Annotated in this window: 15 protein-coding genes; 3 read left to right on the top strand and 12 right to left on the bottom strand. The window is 42.8% G+C overall.

Annotated features, from left to right (window positions below; all coding sequences use genetic code 11):
- Positions 1-9: 9 nt before the first annotated feature.
- The 7 genes from IDJ77_RS22350 to IDJ77_RS22380 form a co-directional block, all read right to left on the bottom strand.
- Positions 10-2,475: a TraG family conjugative transposon ATPase gene (locus tag IDJ77_RS22350; RefSeq protein ID WP_191191209.1), complete on the bottom strand. Its 2,466-nt coding sequence runs from the start codon at positions 2,473-2,475 to the stop codon at positions 10-12.
- The gene (locus tag IDJ77_RS22355) at positions 2,472-2,807 is read right to left on the bottom strand and encodes a DUF4133 domain-containing protein (RefSeq protein ID WP_191191210.1); all 336 of its coding nucleotides are present in this window, start codon (positions 2,805-2,807) and stop codon (positions 2,472-2,474) included. The genes IDJ77_RS22350 and IDJ77_RS22355 overlap by 4 nt, the downstream gene beginning before the upstream one ends.
- A gap of 92 nt (positions 2,808-2,899) precedes the next feature.
- Positions 2,900-3,397, bottom strand: coding sequence for a hypothetical protein (locus IDJ77_RS22360; RefSeq protein ID WP_191191211.1), 498 nt, complete (start codon positions 3,395-3,397; stop codon positions 2,900-2,902).
- Positions 3,398-3,399: 2 nt separating this feature from the next.
- Entirely contained in the window at positions 3,400-3,684 is a 285-nt protein-coding gene (locus tag IDJ77_RS22365) for a DUF4134 domain-containing protein (protein ID WP_224751205.1), read from the bottom strand.
- 160 nt (positions 3,685-3,844) lie between these two features.
- A complete protein-coding gene (locus tag IDJ77_RS22370; RefSeq protein ID WP_191191213.1) occupies positions 3,845-4,378 on the bottom strand; it encodes a hypothetical protein in 534 nt (177 codons plus the stop codon).
- 155 nt (positions 4,379-4,533) lie between these two features.
- Positions 4,534-5,436, bottom strand: a complete 903-nt coding sequence (locus tag IDJ77_RS22375; RefSeq protein WP_191191214.1) for an RteC domain-containing protein — start codon at positions 5,434-5,436, stop codon at positions 4,534-4,536.
- A 286-nt stretch (positions 5,437-5,722) separates the two neighbouring features.
- Positions 5,723-6,229: a helix-turn-helix domain-containing protein gene (locus IDJ77_RS22380; protein ID WP_191191215.1), complete on the bottom strand. Its 507-nt coding sequence runs from the start codon at positions 6,227-6,229 to the stop codon at positions 5,723-5,725.
- Between the two features lie 617 nt (positions 6,230-6,846).
- Here IDJ77_RS22380 and IDJ77_RS22385 point away from each other — a divergent pair.
- The 3 genes from IDJ77_RS22385 to IDJ77_RS22395 are packed head-to-tail and all read left to right on the top strand — an operon-like array spanning position 6,847 to position 12,835.
- Entirely contained in the window at positions 6,847-8,184 is a 1,338-nt protein-coding gene (locus tag IDJ77_RS22385) for a TlpA family protein disulfide reductase (RefSeq protein WP_191191216.1), read from the top strand.
- A 56-nt stretch (positions 8,185-8,240) separates the two neighbouring features.
- A complete protein-coding gene (locus IDJ77_RS22390) occupies positions 8,241-11,432 on the top strand; it encodes a SusC/RagA family TonB-linked outer membrane protein (RefSeq protein ID WP_191191217.1) in 3,192 nt (1,063 codons plus the stop codon).
- A gap of 47 nt (positions 11,433-11,479) precedes the next feature.
- Positions 11,480-12,835 (top strand): RagB/SusD family nutrient uptake outer membrane protein, encoded by a 1,356-nt coding sequence (locus IDJ77_RS22395; RefSeq protein ID WP_191191218.1) that lies wholly within the window; start codon positions 11,480-11,482, stop codon positions 12,833-12,835.
- Between the two features lie 71 nt (positions 12,836-12,906).
- Here the strand turns inward: IDJ77_RS22395 and IDJ77_RS22400 are convergent, their stop codons facing one another.
- The 5 genes from IDJ77_RS22400 to IDJ77_RS22420 form a co-directional block, all read right to left on the bottom strand.
- Positions 12,907-13,215 carry a hypothetical protein gene (locus IDJ77_RS22400; protein WP_191191219.1) on the bottom strand — a complete coding sequence of 103 codons (309 nt, stop codon included), beginning with the start codon at positions 13,213-13,215 and terminating at the stop codon, positions 12,907-12,909.
- 138 nt (positions 13,216-13,353) lie between these two features.
- On the bottom strand, positions 13,354-13,827 hold the full coding sequence (locus tag IDJ77_RS22405) for a MauE/DoxX family redox-associated membrane protein (RefSeq protein WP_191191220.1): 474 nt from the start codon (positions 13,825-13,827) through the stop codon (positions 13,354-13,356).
- A 110-nt stretch (positions 13,828-13,937) separates the two neighbouring features.
- Positions 13,938-14,537, bottom strand: coding sequence for a cyclic nucleotide-binding domain-containing protein (locus IDJ77_RS22410; RefSeq protein WP_191191221.1), 600 nt, complete (start codon positions 14,535-14,537; stop codon positions 13,938-13,940).
- Positions 14,538-14,680: 143 nt separating this feature from the next.
- Positions 14,681-15,205: a helix-turn-helix transcriptional regulator gene (locus tag IDJ77_RS22415; RefSeq protein ID WP_191191222.1), complete on the bottom strand. Its 525-nt coding sequence runs from the start codon at positions 15,203-15,205 to the stop codon at positions 14,681-14,683.
- Positions 15,206-15,774: 569 nt separating this feature from the next.
- Positions 15,775-16,389, bottom strand: a complete 615-nt coding sequence (locus tag IDJ77_RS22420; protein ID WP_191191223.1) for a Crp/Fnr family transcriptional regulator — start codon at positions 16,387-16,389, stop codon at positions 15,775-15,777.
- Positions 16,390-16,499 lie beyond the last annotated feature (110 nt).

The raw sequence follows: 16,499 nt of genomic DNA on the forward strand, positions 1-16,499 counted from the left end.
TAATAAAATTTATAATACACTTTTGCCAAGCCTAATCTCAGCGGCGAGCGAGGCGATCCCCCCGGCGATATCGCCGAACCGCGCTGCATATTCCGTAACCTTCATCTTCTCTTTTTCCTCAGTCGTGTATGCCAAATACTCTTCTAAGCAAAGTTCGTTACGGTAAACATGCATGGACTGGCCGCCCTGGTCAACGAAAATTTCCCGGTAGTTTTTGCCCGGCTCGTTGGACTTATTGAGCGATAACAGCATTGTTTTGGCTTTATCCGATAAACCCAACACCTCCTGTATCTTATCAAACTTGTTCATGAACTTGCGCATATCCAGCAGGATCTTGGTATCGGACAAATTGATCACGGTTTCCTTGATGATCGGTGAGCTGATTAAATCCTCCACCTCCTGGGTAATCAACGCGGCAATACCATTGAACTTCCTGATCGTTTTATAGAGAAACTTGATAAAATGAGCCATGCCGGATTTGGCTATAGCCACCCAGGCCTCATCTATCGCCAATATTTTGCGCTTGCCTTTCAGCTTCCGCATTTTGGAAATGAACATTTCCATTATGATGATCGTAACTACTGGAAACAAAATCTCATGCGACTTGATATTGTCCAGTTCAAACACGATAAAGCGCTCATTCAGCAGGTCAAGGTTCTCCGTAGCATTCAGCAGGTAGTCAAATTCACCGCCCTTGTAATAAGGGTTCAGGACATAAACAAAGTTCCCTAAATCAAAGTCCTTCTCTTTCACATCGCCGTTCTGCAATACTTCCATGTATTCGGACAGCAGGAAATCGTAAAAGGAATTAAAGCCCGGAAATACATCAGGGTTTGCGGCTAAATGCTCATAGTACAGATTAATGGCACCGGAGATCGCTACATATTCCGAACGGCTGTAATTATCACTGTCTTTTTTCCAAAGCGCCAGCAACAGCGTTTTCAGGCTTTCCTTTTTCTCCACATCCAGCACATCATCAGCACCGATATAGAATGGGTTAAACTGGATCGGGTTATCCTCTGTGTAAGTAAAATAATAACCGCCCACCAGATCGCAAAGCCCCTTATAACTGCCGCCAATATCAATGGTCACGCAATGCGTCCCCTCTTCGTATAGACTGCGCAACAGGTGATTCATCGCCAGGGATTTACCCGCACCCGAAGAACCGCAGACAAACAGGTTCCGGTTAGTGATCAAACCCGACTTCATCGGCGCGTTAAACAGGTCGATATGCACCGGCCGGCCATAACTCCGGTCGCCTAAACGCAAACCTGAACCGTCAGAACGACTCATACCCTCCAGGTTAAAAAAGCAGGTGGCCTGTTCCGCGAACGTATCAAAAGTGTCATTCATAGGAAAGTCTGCTTCGTTACCCGGCATACCCGCGTACCAGACCTGCGGCGCACCGTCGGTTTCCTGCTTGCAAACCGCATCCATTTGCGCCATTGCCGAGCCGACCTTATTTTTCAGTTCTGCTTGATCTATAGGATTATCCGACCAGGCCAGCACGTTAAAGTGTGCCTTAACAGGTAAGCGCTGTTGACCAATAGCCTCATTCAAGAAATCATTACAGGCATCACGCGATATGGCGTTTTCACGGGAGTAGGCAGATAGCGACTGCAAACGCAGTTTTTTTGCCTCTAATTGCTTAATCGTATGCTGCGTATCGCCGATAAACACGAACTGATTGTAAATATGGTCGCAGTCTAAAAACTGGCCCAATGGTGATGCAAAGCCAATACTATATTTTGTCCGGTCGGTAGAATACTTATCAAAGTTGATCCTGCTGCCGCAAAGCGCAGGCAGGTCTTCCGCATCGGCCAGTGTGTATAATTCCACATGCTTATCACCCACCCGGATTTCGTCTTTGATATGGATATCCCTGATGACCGGCTGCTGACCACGGTTTAACAAAAAGCAGTACTGCTCAATGATTCCTGCCTTATTAGCCGTACCCGCCAGTTCATCATCAGCCAGCCTGCTTAAACTAAATAGCCCGCTATCGGCCAAAATCCTTTCAAACTGCCCGCAGGCCGCCATGAAATTTTGAAACAGCCGTTCGTCTTTCAGTTCGACCGGTGCGATGGACTTGCGCAGGATATTGGAATAGGCCGAACTCGACAATTTTCTGCCCGATGGTTGCAGGGTCAAAAAGATATAACAGCGGTGGTCTAAATACGGCCTGCCCGCGAAATGCTTCTCCGAAGCAGCGCCTAACATACCTTCAGCTGCTCTTTTGCTGTCGGCCTGAACCCCCATCTTCGTGAACCAATCCAATTTATGAAAGATGGTGCCTGGCAAAAACCCGCGCATGGCTTTAACAAATGCCTGGTGCCCCGCTTCAAAGTCCTGCGCCGATTGGGTACCGAACTCCGGCAAATCCAGTTCATAGGCAATGGTTTTATCCCCCTGCATAGAGATCATCGTGCCGCTCTCTACTTTCCAGATGGGCAATATTTTTTCAATATCGATCATGCCGCCACCTTTCCCGACGTTTTTAATGTCGTAAATACACGCCTTGACCGGAACCGAACATAAGTTGGCAGCCCGCGTTTAGCAAAGAATTTACCTAACCCATGCACACCGAAACGCTTAGAAAGCCGGAACACCGTAAAAATCAAGCCACCCCCCAATGTAAATACTAACGGTACGGTGATGAGTAAACCTGCGCCTAAAAGATATAATGCCACAAAGGTTAATAACAGGACAACCAAGCCACCCGCAAGCCAGCCAATATACTGGCCATACAAACCCTTAAATTCGATTGGCTTATTGATGCCCTTATTTATTTGATATACTGAACTCATAATTTGTTTTATTTAAGGTCAGGAACGGACGGAACGAATTGCCATTCTTGTTGCAGGCTTCGTATTCCGCCCGTTCTGATCCTGTTAATTTTTTAATTGCCTATTACCGGCAGATACCTTTCCACGCTGGCAATGGTATCATGGATCGCGCCGCCATGACTAAACAAACCCACCTTTTCTAAAAAAAAATGCCGGTTAATGCCCATCACCACCGAATGGTAGCCGAACGTGATCGCCTTGCCGCCCGGTTTCAGCGCTTTACCCGCCTCGTCTTTCAATTGACGGAAAGGGCTGCATAAAATCCCTTTGTACAGTTCCATGCTTTTCCTAAAAGCATAAGGCGGATCTAATAAGATCGTATCGAACTTTTCACCTTTCCATGTTCTTAAAAAAGCAAGGGCATCCATACGGTAATCGGCTGTTGCTTCATCGTCCAGATCATTCCTGACCTCATCCAAAGCCAGTTTGGTACGTCCCGCAAATAAGTTTAAAACCTTGCCTTCGCATTCCTTTTCAACCCATTCCCGGATCGACCTGACCGAAAAAGTATAGCGGTGAAGCGGGCATTTGATAAAATCAAAGCCGGTCATGATTAAATACCAAAGAACGATTTCAGTACCGTTGCCACCACAACTAAGAAGATACAGGAGCCGAACCAGGCCGCCGCTACCTTGTTGGTATCAGGCTCACCTGCATTCCATTTATTAAAGACCTTGACGGCCCCAACCAGGCCGACAACTGCGCCGATGGCATACATCAGGTTACAGCCTGATTCAAAATACCCCTTGACCTTATTTGTCGCCTCATCAATTCCCGCTGCACCGTCCGCCGCGTACACCGATATGCTGCAAAGCATATTGTAAACACAGAGCGTCATTGATAACAGCCACCACTTTGCCAGGACTTTTTTGTCCGCGTTCTTAAAGATTTTTTTCATGCAGAATAAATTTTGTTTCGTTTCCCTACAGGCCGCACCATGCGGCCCATTTTCTCGTCAAGGATTTGAAACCAAAGCTTACTTGCTAAAAAACATCCTGCTAAAGCGCGCCCTGCAATTCTCGCGCGGTAACCTCGAAATCAAGCGTATCGGATTCCTGTACCTGCTCGGCTACCATCAGGTAAAATGTTTCCAGAAGCGTGCTGTCCATTAGCCTCGGATATCGACGAACCTCTTCATTGACAGCTTCGATCAACCCGGCCTTGTCCAGTTCTGAATCGAACAAAGGCTTAACATCTTCCATCAGGTCGAACAAATCGCTTTGCAAAACATCACCTCCAACCGAAGTGTCATCTTCAGCGGGCTCTTCAACTCTTGGCGCAAAACCAAAATCATGTTGGCCCAACACGCTGATACCCTCTTGCTCAGCGGCTTTACCCATCAGGTCATCATCAGGTTCCTGTTCAAAATCATCCTGCCAGGCATGTTTCAAAGGCACTACTTCGGGCTTCGCCCCAGACAAAAAAGCGAACACCTCTTTCCGATAAAAGAGCAGTAGGACGACTACCAGCCAGACCAGGCTGAAAATCAATGCGGCAATCAGGAACTGTTGCCATGTGAATGCTTGTAACATAAATATTTTGTTTTACCCCGCACGACATTGTGCCGAGATGATGGATCAAAGGTTGGGAGAACCTGCATTTTTGATTGGGGACTCCCTATGAAAGTCCCCAAAACTTTTTCTTAAACCCCTAACTACCAGATTTGTAATCAAAGAAAATGCCGCGCCTACTTTGCCGGCGGAACGCGGTTGGCCCTGCGTTTTAGTTGAAACGCATCAGGATCATAGTTCAGCTTCCTGTCAATACGCATATTGATCTCATGCCGCATTTTATCCAGGTAACTGGTCGGACTGGTCGTTTTCCGGGTTTCCAGTTCCTCAAACCGACGGGCAGGCCTGCCAATACGGACATGCAACACCTCTTCCATCCACTCAAAGATTTCGACCAGGCTGGCATTGCCGTCGTTTAATTGCTTCGTATCATACAAACCAAAGCCTACCTCCACTAGGTTAATACTTTCACCCGTCCAGCGCATTTCTCTTGTCCGTTTACGTGCCGCAGCGGGCGCATGAACCATCGGCGGCGTATTGCCCATCGCTTCCATAATCGACGCGCTCAGCATCTCATAAGCCCTGAACTTGGCGAACAAGTAACTGCAAGACGTAGGGAGAATAAGATCATACTCAGGAATCTCCGGCACCAACGTACTGTTGGTATCCGCACCCGGAACAAATAGCAACTTATCCAGATATGTACCAGCCGTCTTATAATAAGCATGATGGAGCGAATAACGGGAGGGGAAACGGCTGACCACCCGTAGTTCATCGAGCCAGAAAGCCCGAATCTTTTTATTCGTCGTTACCGGCAGCGCGGACAAAATCGCATACCATTCCTGGTGATAAATATACAATGCATAGAATTTCGGCAAAAGCACCTTACCATACTTGATTTGTTCTTCTTCAGAACCCAGCGGGTGAGCTAAAACATGATCAGACAAAAAATGCAGGGATTTACGAATTACCGTCAAGGCCTCTTTCAGCCGCTCAGCAGGTAATTCGGTAGAACTGTTAATCTTTCCAAGTGCAGCTTCCATCACCCGGAATTCCTGCTCACATACTTCAAATAACATAAATATATTGGTTTAAATGAACCTGCCGACTCCCCCATAGGGATAGTTAACTGTGCAATAAAATCAGCAGAGAAAAGTATGCATATACCATAGGCCGTTTATTTTGGTAAAGCCAAATGTGCAGTACAAAAACACTAAACCGCAATACGTGAAAACCCCTAAACGAACAAAACAGGTGTAATCACTTGTCGTAAAAAAAAAGCCGCACCGGAGGGTACAGCTTTTACTAAAATCATTCTTTTTTGATTGCCCCGGATGAAGCCGAGATTTCTATAGACTTTGATTTCTATATTTTGGAATATAAATTTGTACCGCTCTTTTTTGGATGGGGGCTTATTTTTATCAAAAGTGTCATTCTTTTTAATGCTGTGTGTAATGAATTGGCCTTGAAATTCCATCCCAATTCTAAAAAGAAACTCTTAATCTCACTTGTTTCTCTCGGAATATCAAGATAACCACTTGGAAGCATTTTGTATTTGATACAATAAGGTATTGACGGCTCTTGACTCAAAAGAACCTGTATAGCAGGTATAGATTTATATTTTTGGGCAAGTATTTCTCTTAAATTTATTGAGGGTACAAAATTCCTTTTACTTAAATCTTCTAATTTAATGGTGGTGAAATTGATAATTCCATCTAGAGATTTAATTCTAAACGATTTCTTACCGGACTCGATATTTACCAAAGTCGATGTAGAGATAAGTGATAACAACGCAAAATCTTTTTGTGAAAGTCCCAATGCATCCCTCAACTCTATCACATTGGCACTAATAATTAAGCTGGTATTGTCCATAAAACAAATGGACAATACCAAATCGTGACAATTTCAATAAGTATTTGCTTTTTTTGAAGTGATTTATTATATTTGTTTTAGAGGTTATCCAACACTAACTCATTATGTAAGAAGAATTAAGTTTATTTTATAAAAGGTATTAATATAAAAGTCTTGCGACCCATCTCAGGCCGTTACTGCAAGGCAGCAGAATTGATACCCCAACACTTTCAACAAAGTGCTATCTTTAGCATCATTTGATAAGTGTGGGGTGCTGCTGTTCACATGTGATAACGTAAGGCCTGAGAACCAATATGGGGTCACGTGATGCAGCCCTCACACTTATTTATATAAGGGTCGTCCAGGCAAGGCTTGTTTACAACAAGCAATGAAGCCACAACAAAGTAACAAAGCGGTCAGTACGTCTTCTTTAACTACCTCGATAGAAGTAGTATGCCGTTTTCTATATACTTTACGTTGTTTTCAAAATCTCAAAAATCTCTTTAAGAACATAATTAAGCGTCCCGATTAAACGCTGAAAACGGCAGCCAACCAGTTAATAGTTAATGCTTTTGGGCTGCCGTTTTCTCCTGTTTAGGATCAAATTAACTTTTAACGCTCCTTAACTAACTGATTTAATGAAAAAAATCATATTAAATTTAGTACTGGCTGTGCTTTGCCTAAATTTTACCGCACACGCACAGAACAAACCAGGCAATATCACCGCCCTGAAAATCGGCGACCAAGTACCCGACATTACCATAAACAACATTATCAACTACAAAGACGCCAACGGCCAACCCGCCACCAACGCTAAAATATCCGACTTCAAAGGCAAACTCCTTATTCTCGATTTTTGGGCCACCTGGTGCAGCCCATGCGTGGCCATGATCCCCAAAATGGACAGCCTACAAAAAGAATTTGCCGGAAAAATGCAGTTCCTACCAGTAGCCTACCAATCTGAACAAATCATAGGATCTTTTTTAGAGAAGTTTCAGTTACAACAAAAAAAGCGATACGACTTGCCGGATGTAACCGGCGATACCGAACTGGCGAAACTTTTCCCACATACTTATCTACCACATTATGTTTGGATTAACGACACTGGAACGGTTGTTTCGATTACAGAATACAATGATGTCAATTCATCCAATATTGCCAAATTTTTAGGAACCGGAAAAATTGCGGTACGACAAAAAATAGATGTACATATTGAATATGATCGAGCCAGACCATTGTTAATCGGAGGTAACGGAGGTGACGGCAGCAACATGCTTTATCACACTTTAATTACAGGTTATACTGATGGCCTCTTGTCGGGATTTAAATATGATGAAGAAAAGCCTGCAGCTGACAAGCCAAGGAGTTTAACAGCAACCAATCAAACAATCCCAAAGCTTTACGCACTGGCTTACGGCGAAGGACGTAGATGGTTTGGTGATAACCGTATGATCATTGAGGTGAAAGAGCCTTCAAAGCTCATAAATCATTCATCGGGACAGGTATTTATTGATTGGATGAAAACAGGAAGCGGTTTCAGCTACGAAGTAATCGTTCCTCCGGCCCAGGCTAATCAAATTTTCACCCTCATGCAAAATGATCTCAATCGTTTTTTTACTCAATATTCGGTTAGTGTAAAGACAATCCCAGTCAAGTGCTTGGCATTGGTCAGAACCTCGAATCAGGATAAACTACATAGTAAAGGAGGACCGACTTCAGTCGAATCCGATGAATTTGGACTGCATATCCGTAATAACTATATCGGACAGTTGACAAGCAGATTGGACGCTTTTTTTTTACAGGGCAGTCCATTCCCGGTTGTTGATGCAACAGGATTTACCGGACGTGTAGATATGGATATTGATGCTAATCTGTCCAATGTTGCAGATATCAACAGGGCACTTCAAAAGTATGATCTAAAATTTGAAGAATCAGTACAAAATACCCATATGCTGATTTTTAGGGATAAAGAATAGTCCATCGCATTCCTAAGCTTCTCAAATCATTTTTCACCCAATTTAAGATTTATTAAATGAAAAAATTTATACTTTTTATAATGCTACTTTGCTATGCGGCATTGAGCTACGCGCAACAGGGGGTTAAGGGAACGATAATATCCTTGTCTGATCATACACCTTTACCAGGGGCAACCATAAAGATTAAGGGCACAAATATCAGTACAACAAGTGACAGCAGCGGGCAATTCCATGTTGTGGCGAACAGTAATAAAATTGTCTTGCTTATATCTTATATCGGTTTTAAAACCACCGATATAGCTATTACACTGCCTTTGTCTCCATTGACTATTCCCCTTAAACCTGACCCTTATCAGTTAAACGAGGTGATGGTGTCTACAGGCTATCAGGATATATCCAAAGAACGAGCCACCGGTTCATTTGTTAAAGTTGACAATAATCTACTAAACAGAAGTGTCAGCACAGATATTTTAAGCCGTTTGCAGAACGTTACTTCCGGGCTGATTTTCAACAAAGGTAAGGGCACAATTAAAAATGATATTAGCATCAGGGGGCTTAGTACTATATTTGGTAATGCACAGCCGTTGATTGTTGTTGATAATTTTCCCTACGATGGTGACATCAATGACATCAATCCTAATGATGTGGAAAGTATCACAGTTCTCAAAGATGCAGCAGCAGCTTCTATATGGGGTGCAAGGGCAGGTAACGGAGTTATCGTTATCACGACAAAAAAAGGTAAATACAATCAGTCTGTACACATTTCTTTTAATTCAAACATTACCATAGGCGACAAACCTAATCTGTTCTATCAATCAAGAATGAGCAGTGCCGATTACATCGAAACTGAGAAAAAACTGTTTGCTCAGGGCTATTATCAAAATACAGAATTATCCTACAACAATCTTCCGCTTACCCCTGTAGTAGAATTGCTCATTGCCGAACGCGACGGAAAAATCACTTCCGAGGCAGCAAATGCGCAAATCAATGCCTTGAAAATTCAGGATGTACGTAATGGCCTTGAAAAGTATTTCTATCGCAAAAATGTCAACCAGCAATATTCCCTAAACATCAATGGAGGCTCGGAAAATCAACGGTATTATATTTCAGGAGGCTATGATAAAAATTTAGATAATCTCGTCGGAAACGAGTATGACCGGGTGACATTAAATGCCAATAATACTTACAACTGGCTTAAAAATAAACTTGAATTTACAACAGGTGTTTATATTACCCAAAGTAGTACTACTGCAAACAATCCGGGTATAGATCAGATCACTTATGACGGTAATACTTTATATCCCTATGCCAGCCTGGCTGACAATAATGGCAATCCCTTAGCGATCACCAAAGACTACCGGGCTGGATTTATTCAAACAGCCGCTCAAGGTGGCCTGCTTGACTGGACTTATAAGCCATTGCAAGAAGTTCGCAATGCTGACAACACTTCAAAGATAACCGACTATAGGTTAAACACGAGCCTGAAGTACAATGTATTGCCCGGTTTGAGCGCACAGGTTCTTTACCAATATGAGCGCAGTTCAACAGATGGAAGAAATTTGCAAAGCCAGGACACCTATTATACAAGGAATCTCATCAACCAATATACCCAAATTAACGCAGACGGCTCATTGACATTGGCCATACCAGCAGGGGGTATTCTCGACTCGCGCAACGTAATAAGTGTTAGTAATGACATACGTGGACAGCTTAACTACAACCTTACCTGGAGTCAAAAAAATGAACTGACCGCTATCGGTGGGTACGAAGTCCGGGGACTACATACCACCGGAGCAGGAAACCGCCTTTATGGATATGACGATACACATGCTACCAGCGGTTTAGTTAATTATACGGACTATTATATCATGTACAATAATCCTTATGATTACCGTATTGTTCCCAATACAGATTATACCACAGATCTTCACGATAATTACAGATCGTGGTATTTTAACGGAGCCTACACTTATGACCGTCGCTATACACTTTCAGGAAGCATCAGGCGTGATGAATCAAATCTGTTCGGTGTCAAGACGAATCAAAAGGGGGTTCCGCTGTATTCTGCAGGATTAAGCTGGAGTATCAACAACGAAGGATTTTGTAAAAGTGACTGGTTACCATTGTTAAAGCTGCGGGCAACATACGGGTACAATGGAAATGTAAATAAAACTGTTACGGCTTACACAACAGCCCTTTATTGGGCTGCCTCACAGAGCGCGATCAATCAGCCTTATGCACAAATCACCAATCCTCCCAATCCTGAATTAAGATGGGAAAAAGTACAGGTAATTAACTTGGGTGTTGATTTTGGAATTAGGAATAATACCATCACTGGAACAATCGAATATTACCATAAAAAAGGGAACGACCTCATCGGCACTATTCCCTATGCGCCATCTACAGGTATTACCACGTTCACAGGAAATACTGCCAATACCAGCGGCAATGGCATGGACTTAACACTGAACACGAAAAACATTGACAGGCAGTTTAAATGGAACACTACTTTTTTATTAAGCCTGATACAAGACAAAGTAACCAAATATCTTACCCCGTTTCCTGCTGCATACTTACTACAATATGGCGACGGATTAGGGAAAATCCCAGTAGAGGGCAGGCCGCTTTATGCTTTATTCAGCTATAAGTGGGCTGGTCTTGACCACCAGACAGGTAACCCGCAAGGTTATTTGAACGGGGATATCAGCACCGATTATTCTGCTATCATATCGTCAGCAACCCCGGGCAACTTGGTCTACAACGGTTCGGCCCGACCTACGATCTTCGGCTCATTCAGAAATAGCTTCGCTTATAAAAACATATCCATCTCTGCTAATATCTCCTATAATTTAGGTTATTACTTCCGTAAAAATTCTATAGGCTATGGCAACAATTACGGATTAGGTGGTAATGGCGACTATTACAAGCGCTGGCAGAAACCAGGTGATGAAGCAAATACCTATGTACCATCCATGCCGACCACCGTCATAGCTAACAGGGACCTGTTTTATAATTTTTCCAGTGTGTTAGTTGAAAAAGCTGACAATATTCGATTACAGGATGTGAACATTAGCTACGTGTTTAACGGCCAACAATTGAAAAAGCTTCCGTTCCGCAATGTTCAGTTTTACCTTTATGCCAACAACCTTGCTTTACTTTGGAAAGCTAATAAATCCGGAGTTGATCCCGATTACCAGACTGGCCCGGTTCCTAAAACCATTGCCCTGGGCTTAAAGGCCGATTTTTGAAACAGCACCAAGTAAATTGATTTTAGCACCATTTAAACTCTAAGAAAATGAAAATACGATATATTATACTTCTTTCAGCTGTTATCTTTTCAGTGGCTTCCTGTAAGAAAAGCTTTCTTGATGAAAAGTCCGACAAATCGCTGCTTGTTCCAACTACGTTAAGCGATTTCCAATCCATGATGGATAATATCATTACGATGAATAGCACCCCTGGATTGAATGTTATTTCCGCAGACGAATTTTACACTACAGACAACGGCTGGAAGTCATGGGTTACTCCTATGGAAAGAAACAGCTATCTGTGGCTAAGCAATATATATGAGGGTTCAACAACGCCGGATTGGGATGTACCATACCAGCAGGTATTTTATGCAAATATTGTATTGGATGGACTTGAGGCTATTAAACCAGATGCCAACACACAAAACAACTATAACCAAATCAAAGGCAGCGCTTTGTTTTACCGGGCATTCGCCTTTTACAACCTTGCTCAATTATTCGCGGCACCGTATGATCAACGGAATGCTACTCAACAGCCCGGCATACCTATTCGTCTAAATTCTGATGTTAATATCAAATCTGTTCGCGGGACTGTCCAGCAGACCTACGATCAAGTCATCAGTGATCTTTCCACTGCTGAAACTTTGCTTAATGCACAGGTAACCTATAAATCAAGGCCAGGTAAAGCAGCGGTAGACGCCTTGTTGGCAAGGGTTTATCTTACGATGGGTAATTATACACAAGCCGCAGTAAATGCGACAACCGCTATTAAATCAAACAACAAGTTGATCGATTACAACACTTTAACTCCGGGTGCTTCAAGGCCATTTCCTAACATATTGCCCAATGGGAACGATGAAGTTTTGTACTATGCAACGATTAATGCTTACTCTTATAGTTATGAAGCACTGACTTACATTGACACTGATCTTTATAACTTATATGAAACTAATGATTTAAGGAAAACCGTCTTCTTTAGGCTGAATGGAACAGGCTACAATTTTAGAGGTTCGTATGCGTATTTTTTCAGCGGATTGGCGACTGATGAGCTATATCTGACAAGAGCGGAATGTTATGCACGTCTAAATAACCTATCAGGAGCCTTAGCCGACCTAAATACGTTATTATCCAATCGTTACGTAACAGGCACCTTGCCTTTTACGACCACAAACATTAATGCTGCGTTAACAAAAATATTGCTCGAACGGAGAAAGGAACTTATTTCACGGGGAACGAGATGGACGGATTTGAGGCGGTTGAATAAAGAACCACGCTTTGCTACTACATTAAGCCGTAATCTTGATGGAAACACCTATACTTTGCTTCCTAATGGCACTCGTTATTTATTCCCTATTCCTGATGACGAAATTTCAGGAAGTGGAATAGTACAAAATCCAAGGTAGAAAAACATTAAAAGCAGACTGTATAAAAACACAGTCTGCTTTTAATAAATAGTTGGCCAATACCAATGCTATTAGGGAATGGGGTTAAAATTACCGCTCACACTACTTAACGGCGTCGAGCTTGCCGATGGAGTAACGCCAGAAGGAAATTGGCCGGTACAAATATTAGCGCTCGATACACAATTGTAATTAGTTCCCTGTACCTGTGAATTAACATTTGTCCAACCAGTTATATTTCCACTTCCGTTATAGCTTGCCCGCCATTTGATCGTAGTTTGTTTGGCTGCTGGTTTGAATGCCACTAAACTTGTGGCGATTAATACGGCCACGAACCCGTATTTGTTAACGCTTTTAATTTGTGAGATGATTTTCTTGATCATGACGGTAAATGTTGTGTTCCCGCTTTTATTTTTTAGCGGGCCCGATTTGGTGATTTGATCCCTTGAAGCCGCGATCTTCTCACATTTTTGTTTATCTGTTTCCTATGCAGGGCTGGCTCTTTTCCCTGCCATTGCAGTTCAGGCACTGTTTGAGGCAAGCTGTTTTTTGTATTTAAGGTGAAACCATGAAAAGTCTTTTAGCCGCCCGTTTTCAATAGTAAGGCTGATTAGGGAAAGGACTATAAAGACAATATTAAAGATTAGTTGAGCCAAGTAAGATGCGCTGTCCCATAAAACTCCACCGCATGAGCAGGGTGTCCGGCTGAATGCATCATTTGTCGCCAGGATTATATAAATGCTAAAAGCAGACAGCAAGATCAATGAACCCCAAGTAGCTTTTTTTCGTGTGGCTGATAATAATAAGAGTACAATAAGAAGCATTTCGATAACAGGAATAAGCCATGTTAGAACATCTGCAATTGGCACCGGAAATACCTGATTTAACATTTCGCCCCGAGATTTGGGATAATCTGAGAGCTTTATAGCTGCCGCATAACTAAACATTGCAGCCATTAAGCCCGAAATAATCCTCAGTATGGTTTCCTTTTTCATTGCCTAACTATTTGATTACCTCAAATTTCCGCTGAAATTTTCCGCATTAAATTGTCCGTCAACAATTTGTTCTATTTATTTTTTGATTATATTTCAGCTCAAAAAAACCATCAATCTTTGTTTCTAGCGTTATATGCGGCTTTTTCCCTGCTGTAGTTAGCCGGCACCATATTTAAAAAGGAAGCGCCGTATTTGTTAGGGATTTTATTCATCGGGTATACAGCTGCGAACGTGGCTACCTTATCTTTGTCATGCAAACCCATAACGCGGGTGCGCCAGGCTTCGACCTGTTGTTCAACGAGAAGTATATAAGTCACCAGCTCATGAGTTTCCTGATGCTTTTTTAATTCAATAATAGCGCTTCGCTTAAGCGACAGCAGCGTGCCTTTAGTCAAGACCGTCAACTTCAGATTCGAGGGTTTTGCTTTAAAGAAACTAAGCGAATCAGTAAAGATCTGGCCAGGCCCGTAAATCCGGATTACCCGATCGTTTCCGTTTTCATCTTCTAAACTCGCAATCAGCCATACATCTACGCTATACCAAACATAACGGGCATAAGCAGGCGGCAATAAGATTACTTCCTTTGCTGCGCTTAACTGAGCCGTGGGCAAAGAATTGACATCCGACCGAAAGCCGGGTGATACTGGCACCATTGCGTGTAGTACCTCCAGCAATTCATTGATCCGTTTTTCCAATTCAGCAGGTTTCATATTGAGGGAGATTAATGTTCAATCAACCGGTTATTTCACCGGCTGCTACCAAAAATGCAACCTCGCCCCACTTATCCGCAATACGTGCAAACCCTTAATCTGGCAAAACAGGTGTAAACCCTTATATCAACCAATACCTGGCTTTAACTGTTCAGCTTAGTAATTAGCGCCAGTTTACTGCGCCTACAACCTACCTTAAAATAAATGTTACGCAGATGCCCCTCGACCGTTCGTTCCGAAATAAACAATTGTTCAGCGATCTGTTTATTCGTCCAACTCTTCCGACTCAGCAACACCACCTCCAGTTCCCGAGAGGATAACTCATACTTTGCACAGTTCTCCATAAAGCGGTCTGAAGGTTCGGTGTTTTCCATCCCCTCCGGTAGATCATCCTTTTCCCGCAACCTTGCCCATAACAAGGGCATTGCCATCAACAGCACGATGATGATTAGTGCGATTGTATTAACCCCTACGAGGTCGAATAAATTAAACGCATATCCGAAGCCACCGTTCCAGACCATCAGCAGCGATAGTACAACCAGGGGTGCCCAGTTCATCAACCTAGGTTTAGCCGAATTACCACGGATAAAAAGATAGGCGATCAGTACAAGTTCAAAGACAACAAATAGCCAGGAAACGACATGTGAATGATAAGGCAAAAAACGCATAAACTTAAGAATTAACGCAAAAACAAAAAAGATAATTACCACCACCGAGGCTAGAGTATCATCATGAAGATTAATAATCGGGAGGTAGAATCATGAAGATACCTGGCTGGAAGTTACAGGATAAAGATCGCTGCCAGAGTCAGCGCGGGTCATGATCTGAGATGAGATGAAAGGCCTGGAAAGCCGGAACCAAAACAGCCACGCCCGCGCTTTCACAGCAGGCATTGCAGGATTTCCCGGTTCTATTAAAATTCCAGCTTTATCATCTCGGGAAGTATTACAAACGCAATCGATATTATGAAGTAGGTCGGCCTATCTTATGTTGATCCGATGATCTTGAGCCGTTCGTTCTTGCAAGATAGGATTAACAATTTTAAAAATATTTTCATAGGAAGTTGATTTTTGTCCTATACAACCATGAAAGCCGGGGAACGCATCGTGGGCTATAGAACCGTTAAATTGATATTCGCGCAAGTTGTAAAAAATCCGCCGGATATATCCTCTGAAAAAGTAAGATCGCACTAAATATTAAATATTAAGCAACTATATTATCCTTAAAAAACATTGAACTACCATCGCCCGTCCTTAATTAGTTTGCCACGGACGTTCCGCAGTGTACTTTCTCCGATCAACAGGTAAGAGGCAATGTCCACATCAAGCATCATCCGGCCCGGTATTTTAAACTCCTTGAAACTATTATAAAAATTTTTAACCACCATTTCAGCATCCTTGTAGAGCGACAACCTTTCCAGCAGTTCCCTTTCCGCCGCTTCTGCTATCACTATCCTGGACAGTTCTTCTGTACCAGGAAACCGCGCATGTGTATCCTGAAGCGCTTCATAGCCAATAGCCATCAGGTAAGTACCCGGCAGGCAAACCCATTCAAAGGTTGAAGGGGTTTGCGTAGTGAAACTTTTCCCCGAAACAATGGTATTCTTAGCGGCAATACTAAGCACCTGTCTGTCCCCCGCGTCACTAAAGCCATAACAAGCCACATAACCATCCGATACGAACAGCACGTCCTTCACAATGCTACCTCGCTCAAACAATATCTTCCGGTCAGGGTAGAACCGACCATCTAATACTTGCGTTAAATGATCCCGCAGAGCCTCCGGCTGGGGCTTATAACTGCATAGTATTCTGAAAACTTTGTTGATGATCGCTTCGTGTTCCCGCATTGGCATCTGTTCTATTGAATAAAAGATGACTATTGTGCTTTTGATTTATTCTATTCAATGATATCGAAATATAGAGTGGGCATTCCGACATCTCATTCTGAAACTATGAACAGGCA

The organism is Mucilaginibacter pankratovii (genome assembly GCF_014773265.1).
Taxonomy (GTDB): domain Bacteria; phylum Bacteroidota; class Bacteroidia; order Sphingobacteriales; family Sphingobacteriaceae; genus Mucilaginibacter; species Mucilaginibacter pankratovii.

Bases quoted from the DNA above. Each gene is read 5' to 3' on its own strand.
- IDJ77_RS22355 (WP_191191210.1), bottom strand. From the start codon at position 2,807: ATGAGTTCAGTATATCAAATAAATAAGGGCATCAATAAGCCAATCGAA.
- IDJ77_RS22410 (WP_191191221.1), bottom strand. From the start codon at position 14,537: ATGAAACCTGCTGAATTGGAAAAACGGATCAATGAATTGCTGGAGGTA.
- IDJ77_RS22360 (WP_191191211.1), bottom strand. From the start codon at position 3,397: ATGACCGGCTTTGATTTTATCAAATGCCCGCTTCACCGCTATACTTTT.
- IDJ77_RS22385 (WP_191191216.1), top strand. From the start codon at position 6,847: ATGAAAAAAATCATATTAAATTTAGTACTGGCTGTGCTTTGCCTAAAT.
- IDJ77_RS22420 (WP_191191223.1), bottom strand. From the start codon at position 16,389: ATGCCAATGCGGGAACACGAAGCGATCATCAACAAAGTTTTCAGAATA.
- IDJ77_RS22375 (WP_191191214.1), bottom strand. From the start codon at position 5,436: ATGTTATTTGAAGTATGTGAGCAGGAATTCCGGGTGATGGAAGCTGCA.
- IDJ77_RS22400 (WP_191191219.1), bottom strand. From the start codon at position 13,215: ATGATCAAGAAAATCATCTCACAAATTAAAAGCGTTAACAAATACGGG.
- IDJ77_RS22365 (WP_224751205.1), bottom strand. From the start codon at position 3,684: ATGACGCTCTGTGTTTACAATATGCTTTGCAGCATATCGGTGTACGCG.
- IDJ77_RS22395 (WP_191191218.1), top strand. From the start codon at position 11,480: ATGAAAATACGATATATTATACTTCTTTCAGCTGTTATCTTTTCAGTG.
- IDJ77_RS22380 (WP_191191215.1), bottom strand. From the start codon at position 6,229: ATGGACAATACCAGCTTAATTATTAGTGCCAATGTGATAGAGTTGAGG.
- IDJ77_RS22370 (WP_191191213.1), bottom strand. From the start codon at position 4,378: ATGTTACAAGCATTCACATGGCAACAGTTCCTGATTGCCGCATTGATT.
- IDJ77_RS22350 (WP_191191209.1), bottom strand. From the start codon at position 2,475: ATGATCGATATTGAAAAAATATTGCCCATCTGGAAAGTAGAGAGCGGC.
- IDJ77_RS22405 (WP_191191220.1), bottom strand. From the start codon at position 13,827: ATGAAAAAGGAAACCATACTGAGGATTATTTCGGGCTTAATGGCTGCA.
- IDJ77_RS22390 (WP_191191217.1), top strand. From the start codon at position 8,241: ATGAAAAAATTTATACTTTTTATAATGCTACTTTGCTATGCGGCATTG.
- IDJ77_RS22415 (WP_191191222.1), bottom strand. From the start codon at position 15,205: ATGCGTTTTTTGCCTTATCATTCACATGTCGTTTCCTGGCTATTTGTT.